Annotated in this window: 17 protein-coding genes and 1 riboswitch; of the genes, 14 read left to right on the plus strand and 3 right to left on the minus strand. The window is 64.2% G+C overall.

The genetic code is table 11. The features are described 5' to 3' along the window. Positions 1-76 precede the first annotated feature (76 nt). The 5 genes from P9236_RS01770 to cobO all read left to right on the plus strand — a co-directional run bounded on the left by P9236_RS01770 (position 77) and on the right by cobO (position 3,264). Positions 77-763 carry a gamma-glutamylcyclotransferase gene (locus tag P9236_RS01770; RefSeq protein WP_278072881.1) on the plus strand — a complete coding sequence of 229 codons (687 nt, stop codon included), beginning with the start codon at positions 77-79 and terminating at the stop codon, positions 761-763. A gap of 128 nt (positions 764-891) precedes the next feature. Next, positions 892-1,090, plus strand: a riboswitch (cobalamin riboswitch). A gap of 36 nt (positions 1,091-1,126) precedes the next feature. Then, entirely contained in the window at positions 1,127-1,306 is a 180-nt protein-coding gene (locus tag P9236_RS01775; protein WP_095780832.1) for a CbtB domain-containing protein, read from the plus strand. A 15-nt stretch (positions 1,307-1,321) separates the two neighbouring features. After that, positions 1,322-2,119 (plus strand): CbtA family protein, encoded by a 798-nt coding sequence (locus P9236_RS01780; RefSeq protein WP_278072882.1) that lies wholly within the window; start codon positions 1,322-1,324, stop codon positions 2,117-2,119. Continuing rightward, complete coding sequence (cobU, locus tag P9236_RS01785) at positions 2,112-2,633, plus strand: bifunctional adenosylcobinamide kinase/adenosylcobinamide-phosphate guanylyltransferase (protein WP_278072883.1); 522 nt, start codon at positions 2,112-2,114, stop codon at positions 2,631-2,633. Before P9236_RS01780 ends, cobU begins: the two co-directional genes overlap by 8 nt. 1 nt (position 2,634) lies before the next feature. Beyond that, positions 2,635-3,264 (plus strand): cob(I)yrinic acid a,c-diamide adenosyltransferase, encoded by a 630-nt coding sequence (gene cobO / locus P9236_RS01790; protein WP_278072884.1) that lies wholly within the window; start codon positions 2,635-2,637, stop codon positions 3,262-3,264. Here the strand turns inward: cobO and cbiB are convergent. Next, positions 3,261-4,250, minus strand: coding sequence for an adenosylcobinamide-phosphate synthase CbiB (gene cbiB / locus P9236_RS01795; protein WP_278072885.1), 990 nt, complete (start codon positions 4,248-4,250; stop codon positions 3,261-3,263). The genes cobO and cbiB overlap by 4 nt on opposite strands. Between cbiB and cobD the strand changes: the two genes are divergently transcribed. Then, entirely contained in the window at positions 4,249-5,304 is a 1,056-nt protein-coding gene (gene cobD / locus P9236_RS01800; RefSeq protein WP_278072886.1) for a threonine-phosphate decarboxylase CobD, read from the plus strand. The genes cbiB and cobD overlap by 2 nt on opposite strands. Further along, positions 5,301-5,810 (plus strand): tyrosine phosphatase family protein, encoded by a 510-nt coding sequence (locus P9236_RS01805; protein WP_278072887.1) that lies wholly within the window; start codon positions 5,301-5,303, stop codon positions 5,808-5,810. The genes cobD and P9236_RS01805 overlap by 4 nt, the downstream gene beginning before the upstream one ends. Here the strand turns inward: P9236_RS01805 and P9236_RS01810 are convergent. Continuing rightward, on the minus strand, positions 5,807-6,604 hold the full coding sequence (locus tag P9236_RS01810) for a creatininase family protein (RefSeq protein ID WP_278072888.1): 798 nt from the start codon (positions 6,602-6,604) through the stop codon (positions 5,807-5,809). The two genes, P9236_RS01805 and P9236_RS01810, sit on opposite strands and share 4 nt — an antisense overlap. 69 nt (positions 6,605-6,673) lie before the next feature. Next, entirely contained in the window at positions 6,674-7,057 is a 384-nt protein-coding gene (locus P9236_RS01815; RefSeq protein WP_192255768.1) for a RidA family protein, read from the minus strand. A gap of 253 nt (positions 7,058-7,310) precedes the next feature. Between P9236_RS01815 and P9236_RS01820 the strand changes: the two genes are divergently transcribed. The 7 genes from P9236_RS01820 to P9236_RS01850 all read left to right on the plus strand — a co-directional run bounded on the left by P9236_RS01820 (position 7,311) and on the right by P9236_RS01850 (position 14,305). Beyond that, positions 7,311-8,315 carry an ABC transporter substrate-binding protein gene (locus tag P9236_RS01820; RefSeq protein WP_278072889.1) on the plus strand — a complete coding sequence of 335 codons (1,005 nt, stop codon included), beginning with the start codon at positions 7,311-7,313 and terminating at the stop codon, positions 8,313-8,315. A gap of 15 nt (positions 8,316-8,330) precedes the next feature. Then, positions 8,331-9,149 (plus strand): ABC transporter ATP-binding protein, encoded by an 819-nt coding sequence (locus P9236_RS01825; RefSeq protein ID WP_278072890.1) that lies wholly within the window; start codon positions 8,331-8,333, stop codon positions 9,147-9,149. Then, the gene (locus tag P9236_RS01830) at positions 9,136-9,987 is read left to right on the plus strand and encodes an ABC transporter permease (protein ID WP_278072891.1); all 852 of its coding nucleotides are present in this window, start codon (positions 9,136-9,138) and stop codon (positions 9,985-9,987) included. The genes P9236_RS01825 and P9236_RS01830 overlap by 14 nt, the downstream gene beginning before the upstream one ends. Before the next feature lie 451 nt (positions 9,988-10,438). Further along, entirely contained in the window at positions 10,439-11,740 is a 1,302-nt protein-coding gene (locus P9236_RS01835) for a cytosine deaminase (protein ID WP_278072892.1), read from the plus strand. Next, positions 11,737-13,137 (plus strand): FAD-binding oxidoreductase, encoded by a 1,401-nt coding sequence (locus P9236_RS01840; RefSeq protein ID WP_278072893.1) that lies wholly within the window; start codon positions 11,737-11,739, stop codon positions 13,135-13,137. Before P9236_RS01835 ends, P9236_RS01840 begins: the two co-directional genes overlap by 4 nt. Next, positions 13,137-13,718 (plus strand): NAD(P)H-dependent oxidoreductase, encoded by a 582-nt coding sequence (locus P9236_RS01845; protein ID WP_278072894.1) that lies wholly within the window; start codon positions 13,137-13,139, stop codon positions 13,716-13,718. The genes P9236_RS01840 and P9236_RS01845 overlap by 1 nt, the downstream gene beginning before the upstream one ends. Then, complete coding sequence (locus P9236_RS01850; RefSeq protein WP_278072895.1) at positions 13,718-14,305, plus strand: NAD(P)H-dependent oxidoreductase; 588 nt, start codon at positions 13,718-13,720, stop codon at positions 14,303-14,305. Before P9236_RS01845 ends, P9236_RS01850 begins: the two co-directional genes overlap by 1 nt. Positions 14,306-14,434: the final 129 nt, after the last annotated feature.

The following is a 14,434-nucleotide window of genomic DNA, read 5'->3' on the forward strand; positions in this document are numbered from 1 at the left end:
GCCATTGTGGCGTCCCGGCACCGCCCTTAAAGTCGTTTCCGACGCTGGCGCTTGCCGGCTGGTCGGGATCGCAAATATGCCTGCAAGAACGATGTCGCTCACCGAGGAGCTGGTCGCTCGTTGTTTTCGAGTCGTCGAAGACAGCGGCCCCGATCCGCATGCCGCGCATCTCGATAACGCCGACTATGAGACGATGCTGGACACCCTGGAGGCTGAACTCCCCGCCGACGAGCCGCTCTGGCTCTTCGGCTATGGTTCGCTGATCTGGAAGCCCGAGATCGATCATGTCGAGGAGCGGGTCGCCGTCGCGCGCGGCTGGCACCGTTCCTTCTGCATGAACATGACGCGCTGGCGCGGTACCAAGGAGCAGCCGGGCCTGATGATGGCCCTGGATCGCGGCGGGCAGTGCAAGGGCGTCGCCTTCCGGCTGAACGGCAACGACCGCCGGCAGGCATTGGACAAGCTTTTCCGGCGCGAGATGACGCTGAAGCCGACAAGCTATCATCCGCGGCTGCTCAACCTGACGGGCAACGCCGGACGCTTCCGGGCGCTGGCGTTTGTGATCAACCGCAAAGGCACGACCTATGCCGGTCCGATCGAGGAGAAGGTGGTGGTCGAGAGGCTGGCGACATCCTGCGGCCATTGGGGCTCGGGCGCGGACTATCTCTACAATACGGTGAAGAACCTCGAGCAGCGCGGCATTCACGACCGCCATTTGTGGCGATTGCAGCAGTTGGTTGCCGAGCGGATCGCCGCTTCTTAAAGCCTGTCTGCCGAAAGTGGGAACCGTTTTCGGGACAAAGACATGCGTGGGGTCGGAAACCCAAACCCGTGCCGCAATCACGCTGCGACGTGACGGAATTTGGTTTGCCGGGCGCGGCGATTCTGCATATAGTCTGCGCCGTCGTCGGTTCCGTTTTTGGAGCCAAGAGGGAATGCGGTGAGGGTGGAGTTTCCACCCAAAGCCGTGGCTGCCCCCGCAACTGTGTGCGGTAGTCCTCTCCATAAACCACTGAGGGTTTTCCTCGGGAAGGTGGGGAAGGGCGCGGATCCGCGAGCCAGGAGACCTGCCGGCGACGGGAAAGTTGACTTCGATGCCCTCGGGTGGAGGGCGAAAGGACAAGACATGAATACCGCTTCCGTCTCCCTAGGCGCCTCCGTCTCCTCGCAGTCGCGCATCATGCAGCTGGCCTTGGCCGCGCTGCTCGGCATTTTCGTCGTCGGTTTCGTCGGCTTCTCGCATATCGATGCGGTCCACAACGCCGCGCACGACTATCGCCATTCGATGGCTTTTCCCTGCCACTGAGCAAGGCCTGACATCATGAACCTGTTTCGCAACGTCGTGTTCATCGCGGCGATCGCGGGGCTCGTGGCGGGCATAGCGCTCGCCTGCATGCAGGCCTATGCGACCGTGCCGCTGATCCTGAAGGCGGAAGTCTATGAAAAGGCCGGCGGCGGTCATCACCACGATCATGCCGCCGCCAGCACAAGCAACAACGCAATGAGTTCGGCCGCTCCGGCGGACAACGCGATGAGCAGCGCGGCTCCGGCGCCGGCGGAAGCAACTGCTCCGGCCGAGGACGAGGGCTGGGCGCCGGCCGACGGCTTCGAGCGCTTCGCCTTCAACGTGGTCGCCAACATCGTCACCGGCATCGGCTTCGCGCTGATCCTGGTCGCGGTCTCCGAATTCGCCGGCGGCATCGGCAACTGGCGCCAGGGCATCTTCTGGGGCCTTGCCGGCTTTGCCGTGTTCACGTTGGCGCCCGGCCTCGGCCTGCCACCCGAACTGCCGGCGATGCCCGCGGCCGAGCTTTTGCCGCGCCAGATCTGGTGGATTTCGACAGTGGCCGCGACGGCCGCCGGGCTCGGTTTGATCGCTTTCCGAAAGTCGCTGCCGCTTGCGATCCTCGGTGTTGCGCTGATCGTGGCGCCGCACATTGTCGGTGCGCCGCAGCCGGAAAGCTTCGAGACCGCGATCCCCGAAGGCCTGCATCACCAGTTCGTCGTGGCGGTGACGCTCACCGATCTGGTGTTCTGGCTGGTGCTGGGCGCAGTTGTCGGCGTGGTGCGCGGCCGCTTCACCGGCACGGCGACCAGCCTGCGCGGCAGCTTTGCCTGATCGCGCCAAGGGTCGTCTGACCTTCATCGTCGGCGGCGCGCGCTCGGGAAAGAGCGCGCATGCCGAAACCTTGGCGACGGCAAGCCCGTCGCCCTGGACCTACATCGCCACCGCGCAGGCCTATGACGACGAGATGCGCGAGCGTATCGCGCTGCATCGCGCGCGCCGCGGCGAAGGCTGGGTCACCGTCGATGCGCCGCTCGATCTCACCGACGCGATCGAGGCCTTGCCCGATCACCAGCCGGTGCTCGTCGACTGCCTGACATTGTGGCTTACCAATCATATGCTGGCCGACCATGATATCGAGGCCGAGTGCCGGCGGCTGACCGATGTGCTGTCGCGTCCGCGTGGGCCCTGGTTCGTGGTGTCGAACGAAGTCGGGCTCGGCATCGTGCCGGACAATGCGCTGGCGCGCCGGTTCCGCGATGCTGCCGGCCGGCTCAACCAGCAGGTCGCGGCGGTTGCCGACAGCGTGTTGATGATGGTGGCGGGGCTGCCGCTCAGGGTGAAGTGACATGGCCGAGATCGACGACAAGACCATCAATGAGGGGGACGCCGAACGCCATCGCGCCAAGATGGCCAAGCGCAAGGCGGTCCAGGATGCCGAGGTGGCTGGCAAGACGATCGAGAAGGGACTGCTGATCGTCAACACGGGGCCGGGCAAGGGCAAGACCACGGCTGCCTTCGGGCTGGCGCTGAGGATGCTCGGCTACGGCAAGCGTGTCGGCGTCGTCCAGTTCATCAAGGGCAAGTGGCATACGGGCGAAAAGGATGCCTTCGCCGCTTTCGGCGACCGCGTCGTCTGGCACGCGATGGGCGAAGGCTTCACCTGGGAAACCCAGGACCTGAAGCGCGACATCGCCGCCGCCGAAGCCGCCTGGGCGAAGGCGCTCGAGTTGATGGCCGATCCCTCGATCAGCCTCGTGGTGCTCGATGAGCTCAATATCGCCCTGCGCTACGATTACCTTGATCTGGAGAAGGTGGTCGCGGCGCTGAAGGCGCGCCGCGAGGGCCTGCACGTCATCGTCACCGGCCGCAACGCCAAGCCGCTGCTCGTCGAGGCGGCCGACCTCGTTACCGAGATGGGCCTGACCAAGCACCATTTCTCGGCCGGCGTTAAGGCGCAGCAGGGAATAGAATTCTAACCGGCAATCAGGATGGTCACGTAGATCACGGCCGCTGACAGGATGCCGAACAGCGCAATCAGCAGCCCATCGGCGACTCGATAGAGTCTCAGCGCCTGTCTTATGTCGGTGCTTTCCGCCTCGCGCCGGCCGCCTTCGCCCATGAAGGCGTCCTCGACGATATCGCCGCCATAGCTGCGCGGCCCTGCTAGGGCTAGGCCCAAGGCACCGGCCATGGCGGCTTCCGGCCAGCCGGCATTGGGCGAGCGATGCTTTTTCGCGTCGCGGCGCATGACCAACCAAGCCTCCCGGGGATCGGCACCTTTGACCAGGAAGGCCGCGAGCACGATCAGCAGACCGGTGAGCCGCGATGCCGGCAGGTTGATCCTGTCGTCGAAGAGCGCCGCGGCGCGGCCGAAGGCCTCATATTTCGGCGTGCGGTGGCCGATCATCGAATCGGCGGTGTTGGCGGCCTTGTAGGCAGCACCCCCGGCCAGCCCGCCGATGCCGGTCCAGAAGGCTGGCGCGACGATGCCGTCGGAGAAATTCTCGGCCAGGCTTTCGATCGCCGCCCGGGCGACGCCCGCCTTGTCGAGCTTTTCCGGATCGCGGCCGACGATGCGCGAAACGGCGATACGGCCAAGCGTCAGGCCGCCGGTCTCCAGCGCATCGGCGACATCCTCGACATGCTCCGCCAGGCTTTTCTGTGACAGCAGCGATGAGCCGAGGATGGCTGCAATGACAAGGCCGGATGGGAAGATCAGCCAGAGCAGGACATGCAGCGCCAGGCCGATGGCCGCCGGCACCAGCAGGATGACGAGCAGCGCCTGGACGCCGCGGCGACGACGCAATTCGTCGGAATCGGTCGCGCGGTTGAGCCGGCGATCGAGAAAGGATATCAGCCTGCCGATCCAGGTTACCGGATGGCCGATGGCGTTAAACAGCCAGTCCGGATAGCCAAGGGCACGTTCAACGGCGAGTGACAGGAAAGCGATCAGGATCGACATGAAGCTTCTTGATGGAGCGGTTGCTGCAGTGGATCACGGCGGATCCCTCGGCCGGGCGAGCGCGCTCTTCCCCCACGCGCCACGGCCTTTCGTCGACCTCTCGACAGGTATCAATCCGCACTCCTATCCGCTTTTTGAATTGCCCGCCACCGCCCTGTCACGATTGCCGGAATCCGAACGGCTGCGTGAATTGGCCGAAATTGCGGCCAAGGCCTATGGCGCGCCGTCGGCTGCGCATGTCGCGGCCGGGCCTGGCACGCAAATCCTCCTGCCTCGCGTCGCGTCACTGGTGAGGCCCGGCAAGGCGCGGGTGCTCGGTCCGACCTATGCCGAACACGCCAGGGCTGCCGCGATCGCGGGCCATGCGGTCGCGGAGGTGAACGACTTCACAGCGTTGGCGGACGCCGACCTTGCGGTGCTGGTGAATCCGAACAATCCGGATGGTCGGGTGATCGAACGGAACCGATTGCTCGATCTCGCCGTGCGGCTTCGCGCGAGGGGCGGTCTGCTGGTCGTCGACGAAGCCTTCATGGATGTCGGCCCAATAGAGCACAGCCTGGCCGGCGGCGTCGGGGAGGGCGGCATCGTGGTGCTGCGCTCCTTCGGCAAGTTCTTCGGACTTGCCGGCGTCAGGCTCGGCTTCGCGCTTGCCGATACGCTGACGGTCGAGCGGCTCGACGTACAACTCGGGCCTTGGGCCGTTGCCGGCCCGGCGCTCGAATACGGTATCCGCGCGTTGGCGGACACCAAGTGGCTCGGCGACATGCGGCGACGCCTTGCAGGCGATGCCGAGCGTCTCGACGCGTTGCTCGGCCGATTCGAGGTTCCGGTCGCCGGCGGCACCAGTCTGTTCCGCTATTTGTCTTTCCCTGACGCTCCAAACCTGTTTGCGGCACTTGGGCGGCGTGGTGTGCTGGTTCGCCATTTCGCCGCGCGGCCCCATGTCTTGCGCATCGGTCTGCCGGGCAGCGAGGAGGAATGGCAGCGCCTCGAAAGCGCGCTTGCCGACTGGGGCGCGCGGCGCGACGATGCGGCGAAGGAGACCGCGCCATGATTCACGTCTGCTCGCTGTCGAAGCTGGAAGAGACGGTGGCGAGGACTGGCGCCGAGCGACTGCTGTCGCTGCTCGCGGCGGGCACCGAAGTGACACGTCCGGCTTCTATCCTGGCGGAGAATCATCTGCATCTGGTCATGCACGATATCGCAGTCGCGCAGGAAGGCATGACCATGCCGGGCGAGGAGCATGTGCGCGCGCTGCTCGACTTCGCCTATCGCTGGGATCGGGTAAAGCCCATGGTCGTGCACTGCTATGCCGGCATCAGCCGCTCGACGGCATCGGCCTATATCATCGCGGCAGCGCTGGCGCCCAAGCGCGACGAGGCGGAACTGGCGAAGACGCTACGCTTTCTCTCGCCGTCAGCGACGCCCAATCCCCGGCTGATTGCCGTCGCCGATACCTTGCTCGGGCGTGACGGCCGGATGATTGCGGCGATCGAAGCAATCGGGCGCGGCGCCGACGCGTTTGAAGGGACGCCGTTCGAGCTGGATATCCAGGCTTAAAGCAGCCAGTCCGCAAGCCTCGCCTTACGAACATCTCTGACAAGGCCGATGAAACCATCCGCCTGATGCTCGGCGGTCAGCCGGCCTTTTTCGGCGGTGGCGATGCTGGCGTCGCCGACCACGCCGTTCGGATTGAGGTCGCTGGCGATCCAGGCGAAGGCGTGCGTTCCGGTGTGGCGCAGCAGGGCGAATTCCTTTTCGGCGCGACCCACATGCGAGACGAAATTATCGGCCTTGCCCATGTCGACGAGATCCGGCCGGAAGTGCAGCATCAGCGAGGTCTCGACATCGCCGCCATGGATGCCGTGGCGGTCTTCCAGCTCGGTATACATGCCGGCCGGCCGGCCGAAGCGCTGCCAGCTCGTCTTCACCGCCAGCATTCTTGCGCGCACGCGCAATTCGCGCGTGATGATGCCCATGATCTCCTCGTTGCCGCCATGCGAGTTGACGACGATCAGTTTTCTCACCCCGGCACGCGCGATCGACAGGCCAAGCTCGGTCCATGCATCCACCAGCGTGGTGGCCGGCAGGGTGAGCGTGCCCGGCGCATGCAGATGCTCATTCGACTTGCCGACTGCCTGGATCGGCAGGATGCGGATATCGAGGTCCTCGGGCAGGCGCGCGATCACCGTCTCCAGCATGCCCATCATGATCGAGGTGTCGGTCGAAACCGGAAGGTGCGGGCCATGCTGCTCGATCGCCGCCACCGGCAGCACGGCGATCGTTGCCTCCGCGTCGATCGAGGCGTATTCGGTCGTCCGGTAGTCGCCCCACCACACACGTTTTTTTGTCAATGTCGTCTCCCGAAGGTCCGTTTGTCCGGACTGGAGCGGTCTAGAGCGCTTGGCGTCCGCAGGCAACCGCTAGCCGGCTGCCAGCACTTCCACCTCGACCTTGAATTCCGGGCGGGCAAAGCCCGAAACGATCATAAGCGTCGAGGCCGGCGCCGGATCGGAAAAGAGGCGGTTGCGGACATCCATATAGGCCTGCAGATGTGCGCGGTCGGTGACGAAGGCGTTGATGCGCACGACATCGTTCAGCGTCAGCCCGGCTTCGCTTAAGATCGCGGCAATGTTCTTGAAGCAGAGCTCGGTCTGCGCGCCGGCATCCTCGGGGACGGCATCATCCGGCGCTATGCCCAGCTGGCCGGAGCACAGGACAATGCGCTTTCCCACTGGGATTTCGACGCCGTGACTATAGCGGGCAAAGGGCGGCTTGATCGATTGGGGGGCGAGATATTTGAGCATGGCATTCTCCTGTCCGCAGGCAGACTAAGGCCGGATTCACGAAAGCTTCAAGATGCGGTGCATGCCACCCGGGCGATTATGGACAGGCGTCCAAAAAATAGGCACGATGCCTCCCGTACAGCATGACCCGTCCGGTCTCGGCAATGACTGCCGCGCAAGCAGGCGGCCCAGGCGGTGGCATGTGTCTTGCTTCTTGAACCAACGGTGTCGAGCCCAGCGCACAGCGCGCCGGAGCGAAGAGAGGGTGATGTTAATGTACGGAAAAGAAAAGATCCTGGCGGGTGCGATCGCGCTGCTTGCAGCCAGCACGCTGGGCGCAGCGGCCAACGAGAAGGTCACCTTCGGCACCAACTGGCTGGCCGAGCCGGAACATGGCGGCTACTACCAGGCGATCGCCGACGGCACCTATGCCGCCTGCGGCCTCGACGTGACCATCATGCAGGGCGGCCCGCAGGTCAGCGGCCGGCCCATGCTGCTTGCCGGCAAGATCGATTTCTACATGGGTGGCAACCTGCTCTCGGCCTTCGACGCCGTGCAGCAGGGCATTCCGATGCGCGTCGTCGCCGCCGACTTCCAGAAGGATCCTCAGGTCATCATGTCCCAGCCGGGGCAGGGGCTCGATAAATGGGAGGACCTCAAGAACGCCGACCAATACATCCTCGGCGACGAGGGCGCGCAGACCTTCTTCCAGTGGATGGTGACCGATCTCGGCTTCGATGCCGCCAAGCGCGTACCCTACACGTTCAATCCGGCGCCCTTCATCGCCAACAAGAAGTCGATCCAGCAAGGCTATGTCACATCCGAGCCTTTTGCCGTGCAGAAGCAGGGCGGCTTCGTGCCGAACCAGTTCCTGCTCGCCGACAACGGCTGGGATACCTACGCGACGACCATCGAGGTGATGCAGGACACGATCGACAAGCGGCCGGAAGTGGTGCAGTGCTTCGTCGATGGCTCGGCCAAAGGCTGGTACAATTATCTCTACGGCGACAACAAGGCGGCCAACGAGATGATCAAGAAGGACAATCCGGACATGACGGATGAGCAGATCGCCTTCTCGATCGAGCAGCTGAAGAAGTTCGGCATTGTCGATTCCGGCGATTCGGAAAAGCTCGGTATCGGCGCCATGACCGATGCGCGCATCCAGAGCTTCTACGACAAGATGGTCAAGGCAAAGGTCGCGCAGCCGGGCATCGACATCAAGAAGGCCTATACCCTCGCCTTCATCAACAAGGGTGTCGGGCTGGAGCTAAAGAAATAAGGCGGCCTGCCTGAGATGATCCAGGAGAAAGTGGCGCAGAAAGCAGCATCGAGCGAGAGCCCGATGCTGCTTTCGCTGCGCAATGTCGGCAAGGTCTTTTCCAACGGCGTGACGGCGCTGAGCAAGGTCGACCTGGCGATCCGGGAAGGCGATTTCCTCAGCCTGCTCGGCCCGTCGGGCTGCGGCAAGTCGACGGCGCTGAGGCTGATCGCCGGCTTGTCGACGCCGACCTCCGGCCAACTCGACTGGCGCGGCTCGATCGACCGGTCGAATATCGGCTTCGTCTTCCAGGAACCGACGCTGCTGCCCTGGGCCAGCGTCTTCGACAATGTCTGGCTGCCGCTCAGGCTGAAGGGCGTGTCGCGCGCCGGGGCCAAGCCCGCCGTGATGGAAATGCTGTCGCGCGTCCACCTCACCGGCTTCGAGAATGCCGTGCCGCGCGAGCTTTCCGGCGGCATGAAGATGCGCGTTTCGATCGCTCGCGCCATGGTGACAAAGCCGCGCATCCTTCTGATGGATGAGCCTTTTGCCGCACTCGACGAGATCACCCGTTTCAAACTCAACAACGACCTACTGGAGCTTTGGCAGGACGAGCGCTTCACCGTCGTCTTCGTCACCCACAGCGTTTTCGAAAGCGTGTTCCTGTCGAGCCGCGTCGTCGTCATGGCGGCACGACCGGGCCGCGTCTTCGGCGAGCTTGCCGTCGATGCGCCATATCCGCGCGACGAGGCGTTCCGGACTTCGCCCGACTATGCCGCGCTTTGCCGGCAGGCCTCGGAGGTGCTGGTGAATGCCATCAACTCAACCGCCGGACCTCATCATGACGGCCACTGAAGACACCGTGCTGCAGCTCGACGCGGAGGAGGCGCGCCGCGTTCGCCAGGAGCGTCTGGAGCGGATCGGCAAGTGGGTGCTGCCCTTGGCGATCATGGTGCTGGCGATCTGGCTGTGGGACCGCATCTGCGTCTGGAACGAGATCCCGCAATACATCCTGCCGCGCCCTGGCGTGGTGCTGCAGACGCTGCATGACGATGCCGGCCTGTTGTTCTCGTCGCTCCTGGTGACGCTGAGGATCACCTTCCTCAGCCTGTTGCTTGCCGTCATCGGCGGGGTCGGGCTGGCGGTGCTGTTCGCGCAGTCGAAATGGGTGGAGATGTCGTTCTTCCCCTTCGCCATCGTGCTGCAGGTGACGCCGATCGTCGCGATCTTCCCGTTGATCAACATCTACATCAACAACCAGACGACGAAGCTTCTGCTCTGCGCCTGGATCGTCGCCTTCTTCCCGATCCTTTCCAACACGACGCTCGGGCTGAACTCGGTCGACCGCAATTTGCGCGACCTGTTCAAGCTCAATGGCGCGACGCGGTGGCAGCAGTTGCGCTATCTGCGCCTGCCGGCGGCGATGCCCTATTTCCTCGGCGGGCTGAAGATCGCCGGCGGTCTGTCGCTGATCGGTGCGGTGGTCGCCGAGTTCGTTGCCGGCGCGCAGGGGCAGTCGTCCGGACTTGCCTCGCGCATCATCGAGGCCGGCTACCGGCTCAACGCGCCGAGGCTGTTCGCGGCGCTGATCCTGATCTCGCTGACCGGCATCCTCATCTTCCTGGCGCTGTCGCTGGTGTCGCATCTCATCCTGCGCCGCTGGCACGAGAGCGCGTTGAAGCAGGAGCGGTAGGGTGCGTGATGTGATTGAGAATAGTGAGGGGCTGGTTGAGCCGAAGACACAGCGAACAGGCGTGCGGAGACATCGCGAACAGTTTTTGTGCCGCCGCATTCTGGGGGGATCGTAACGGAATGGATCCTCGGGTCTACGCGTCCGCTTCGCTTCCGCTCCGCCCGTGGATGACGAAGGACAAGAAAGCGGATGCAATTCGCCAACGCTGGAGATTGGTAGGAGCTGCGGTATCCCCGACGTTTGCGATTGGTGCGGGCATCCTTCCTCTTCGTCATCCTCGGGCGGAGCGGGAGCGAAGCGGACGCGCAGACCCTAGGATCCATGCCGTTCCTTTCGAGCTTCGCGGCGGTGCAAAACTGTTCGCGATGTCTCCGCACAGCCGTTCAGCGTGTCTCCGACCCAACCGACCCCTTTGGGGAACTATGTTGCATAGGACAGCGGGGGGCAGGCCTTGATACCAACCTCTGGTTCTTATCGCCTGGCCAACGTTCGGCTTCATCGATCCCTCACGCCGGGTCTTGCCGCCGCTTTCGACCCGGACGGGTTTGCACTGGCCGCCATTACCATCGCCGATGGCAAGATCGCCGACCTTGCCGCGCACGACCGGGCAGTGGCACCGGCCGAGGCGATCGACCTTGGCGGCCGCATCGTGCTGCCGTGCTTCGTCGACTGCCACACCCATATCGACAAGAGCCATATCTGGCCGCGAAAGCCCAATCCCGACGGCACCTTCATGGGCGCGCTCAATGCCACCGGCGCCGACCGCGCCGCCCGCTGGAGCGCGGAGGACGTCGCGCGGCGCATGGATTTCTCGCTGCGCTCAGCTTACGCGCATGGCACCAAGGCCGTGCGCACGCATCTCGACAGCGTGCCGCCGCAAGAGGAGATCTCCTGGCCTGTGTTCGAGACGATGCGGGAAAAATGGCGCGGGCGCGTCGAGCTGCAGGCTGCCTGCCTGCTCGGCATCGAAGGCGTGCGCGACATGGCCTGGTTCGAGCGGCTGGCGAAACGCGTCGCAGCGGCCAAGGGCGTGCTCGGCGTGGTTACCTATATGGTGCCCGACCTCGAAGAATTGCTCGACAAGGTGTTTGCTGAAGCCATCAAGCACGGGCTCGACCTCGATTTCCATGCCGACGAGACCGACGACGTCGCGGCGATCTCGCTGAAGAAGATCGCCGAAGCTTCGCTGTGGAACGGTTTTGACGGCAACATCCTCGTCGGCCATTGCTGTTCGCTCTCGCGCCAGCCGGACCTCGAGGTGCTCGACACGCTGGACAAAGTGGCGAAGGCGGGGCTCGCCGTGGTGTCGCTGCCGATGTGCAATCTCTATCTCCAGGACAGGCGCGGCAACAACACGACCCCGCGCTGGCGCGGCGTGACGCTGCTGCACGAGATGAAGGCGCGCGGCATCAAGGTGGCGGTCGCTTCCGACAACACGCGCGATCCGTTTTACGCCTATGGAGATCTCGACATGCTTGAGGTCTATCGCATGGCGACCCGCATCCTGCATTTCGACCACCCGGTCGGCGACTGGCCGAAGGCCGTGGCGGCGACGCCGGCAGAGGTGATGCGGCTCGACGGCGCCGGCACGCTTGCTGCCGGCGGCAGCGCTGACTTCGTCGTCTTCAAGGGACGGAGCTGGACCGAATTGCTGTCGCGGCCCGAATCGGATCGCATCGTCGTGCGCGACGGCCGGGCGATTGAACGCAGGCTGCCCGACTATGCCGAACTCGATGAACTGATGGTGGAATGATGGATATCGAAGCGCTGAAGCGCGATCTCGAAGGGCTCAAGATCGACGACCATCCCGCCATCGTCCAGCAGAAGAGCCGCGACTTCTACTGGTACAGCCCGGTTCTGAAGCAGCAGCTCGACCATGTCAGCGGCGACCTGATCGTCACGCCGAAGAATGAGGGCGAGGTGATCCGCGTGCTTGCCGCCTGCCACCGCCACGGCGTGCCGGTCACGCCGCGCGGCAGCGGCACCGGCAATTATGGTCAGGCGATGCCGCTGTCCGGCGGCGTGGTGCTCAATCTCGCCGAGATGAACGAGGTGAAGGCGATCGCGCCGGGCCGCGTGGTGACCGGGCCGGGCGCGGTTCTGGCCGAAATCGACAAGGCGACGCGGGCGCACTCGAGCCAGGAACTGCGCATGTCGCCGTCGACCTACAACACGGCCTCGATCGGCGGCTTCGTCGCCGGCGGCTCGGGTGGCGTCGGCTCGATCCGCTGGGGCGGGCTGCGCGACCTCGGCAATGTCATCCGGCTGAGAACCGTGACGATGGAGGCCGAGCCGCGCGTCATGGACCTCACCGGCGAGGAGGTTCTCAAGGTGATGCACGCCTACGGCACCAACGGCATCATCACCGAGGTCGAGATGCCGCTGACGGCGTCCTACGACTGGATCGACGTCATTGTCGGTTTCGACGATTTCATGGACGCGGCCGGCTTCGGCAACGATCTCGCCGCCCAGGACGGCATTTTGGCGAAGCTGATCACGCCGATCGCCGCGCCCATCCCTTACGATTATTTCAAGCGGCACCAGAAATTCTTCCGGCGCGAGCAGAGCATCGTGGTATGCATGATCGCGCCGCATGCCATGGACGCCTTCCTCGCCTTCGTGCGCAGCGGCAAGGGTGAGATCGTCTTCCGCGCCGACCAGGAGGCTGATCTCAAGGGGCTGCCGCCGGCCTACGAGCTGACCTGGAACCACACGACGCTGCGCGCCATCCGGGTCGATCCGACCATCACCTACCTGCAGGCGCGCTATCCGTCGCCCGACCATCTCGCCCACGTCAAGGCGATGGTCGACCGGTTTGGCGACGAGGTGCCGGCGCATCTCGAATTCATCCGCTTCGACGGCGCGATCGGCGCCGCCGGCCTGCCGCTGGTGCGTTACACCACGGAAGAGCGGCTCGACGAGATCATCCGCATCCACGAGGACAATGGCTGCTGGATCTTCAACCCGCATCGCTACACGCTGGAAGAAGGCGGTATGAAGCAGACCGACGAGGTGCAGCTTGCCTTCAAGCATGAGACCGACCCGCAAGGCCTGCTCAACCCCGGCAAGATGATCGCCTGGGAGAACCCCGGCTACGATTACCGCTCGGGCAAGCCCTTCCTGTTCAAGGGCCTGCAAAAGGCGAGTTGATGAACATCCTCGTGCTCTACGCGCATCCGGTGGAGACCAGCTTCAATGCAGGCCTACACCGGACGATCGTCGAGCGGCTTTCCGCGGCGGGCCACAAGATCGACGACTGCGATCTCTATGCCGAGGATTTCGATCCACGGATGACGCGCGCCGAGCGGCTCGGCTATCACGACCAGCGTGGGCCGAACGATACGGTCGCCGGCTACGTCGACAGGCTGCGCAGCGCTGAGGCGCTGGTATTGTCGTTTCCGGTCTGGAACTACGGCTATCCGGCGATCCTGAAGGGCTTCTTCGACCGCGTCTTCCTGCCCGGTGTGTCATTCAAGCTGGTCGACGGCAAGGTTCGGCCGACGCTGCACAACATCCGCAAGCTTACGGCCGTCACCACCTATGGCGGCAGCCGTTTTCGCGCCATGCTGATGGGCGATCCGCCGCGCAAGATCGTGAAGCGTATGCTGCGGGCCACCATCAAGCCTGGCGCGCCCGTCTCCTATCTCGCGCATTATTCGATGAACCTTTCGACGGATCAGACGCGCAAAGCCTTCATGGCTACGGTCGCGGCTACCATGGATCAATTCTGATGCGCGTGCTGGTGGTCTATTGCCATCCGGTTCCGGAGAGCTATTGCGCGGCGATTCGCGACACGGCGATAGAAGTGCTGACACGACGAGGATGGGACGTACGGCTCCTCGATCTCTATGCCGAGAATTTCAATCCGGTGATGAGCTGCGAGGAGCGGCGCTCCTACAACGACCGCGCGCCTGAGGATCCGGTACTCGAGCCGCATTTCGAGCACCTGCAATGGGCTGAGGCGATCCTCTTCATCTATCCGACCTGGTGGTATGGCCTGCCGGCCATGCTGAAGGGGTGGTTCGATCGCGTCTGGGCAACCGACATCGCCTTCAAGCTGCCGGTCGGCAAGGGACGGATCACGTCGCTGATGCGGCATGTGACCAAGGTCGGCGTGATCACCACTTGCGGCGCGCCGACCTGGTGGAGCGTCGTTGTCGGCCAGCCCGGCCGCAAGACGATCTTGCGCGGCATGCGCGCGCTCTGCGCCACGCGCTGCAAGACCTTCTTTCTGGCGCATTATCTGATGGATTCCTCGACGCCGAAGAGCCGGGCGGCATTCCTGGCGAAGGTGCGGGTGAGGCTGGAGAGGTTTTGAGCGCCGGTTTCCCCTTCTCCGCTTGTGGGAGAAGGTGGCCGCGTAGCGGCCGGATGAGGGGTGCTCCAGGGAAAGCCAGCGTCTCACTCCGCTGGAACACCCCTCATCCGTCTCGGCGCTGCGCGCCGA

This window comes from Mesorhizobium sp. WSM4884 (genome assembly GCF_029625675.1).
Taxonomy (GTDB): domain Bacteria; phylum Pseudomonadota; class Alphaproteobacteria; order Rhizobiales; family Rhizobiaceae; genus Mesorhizobium.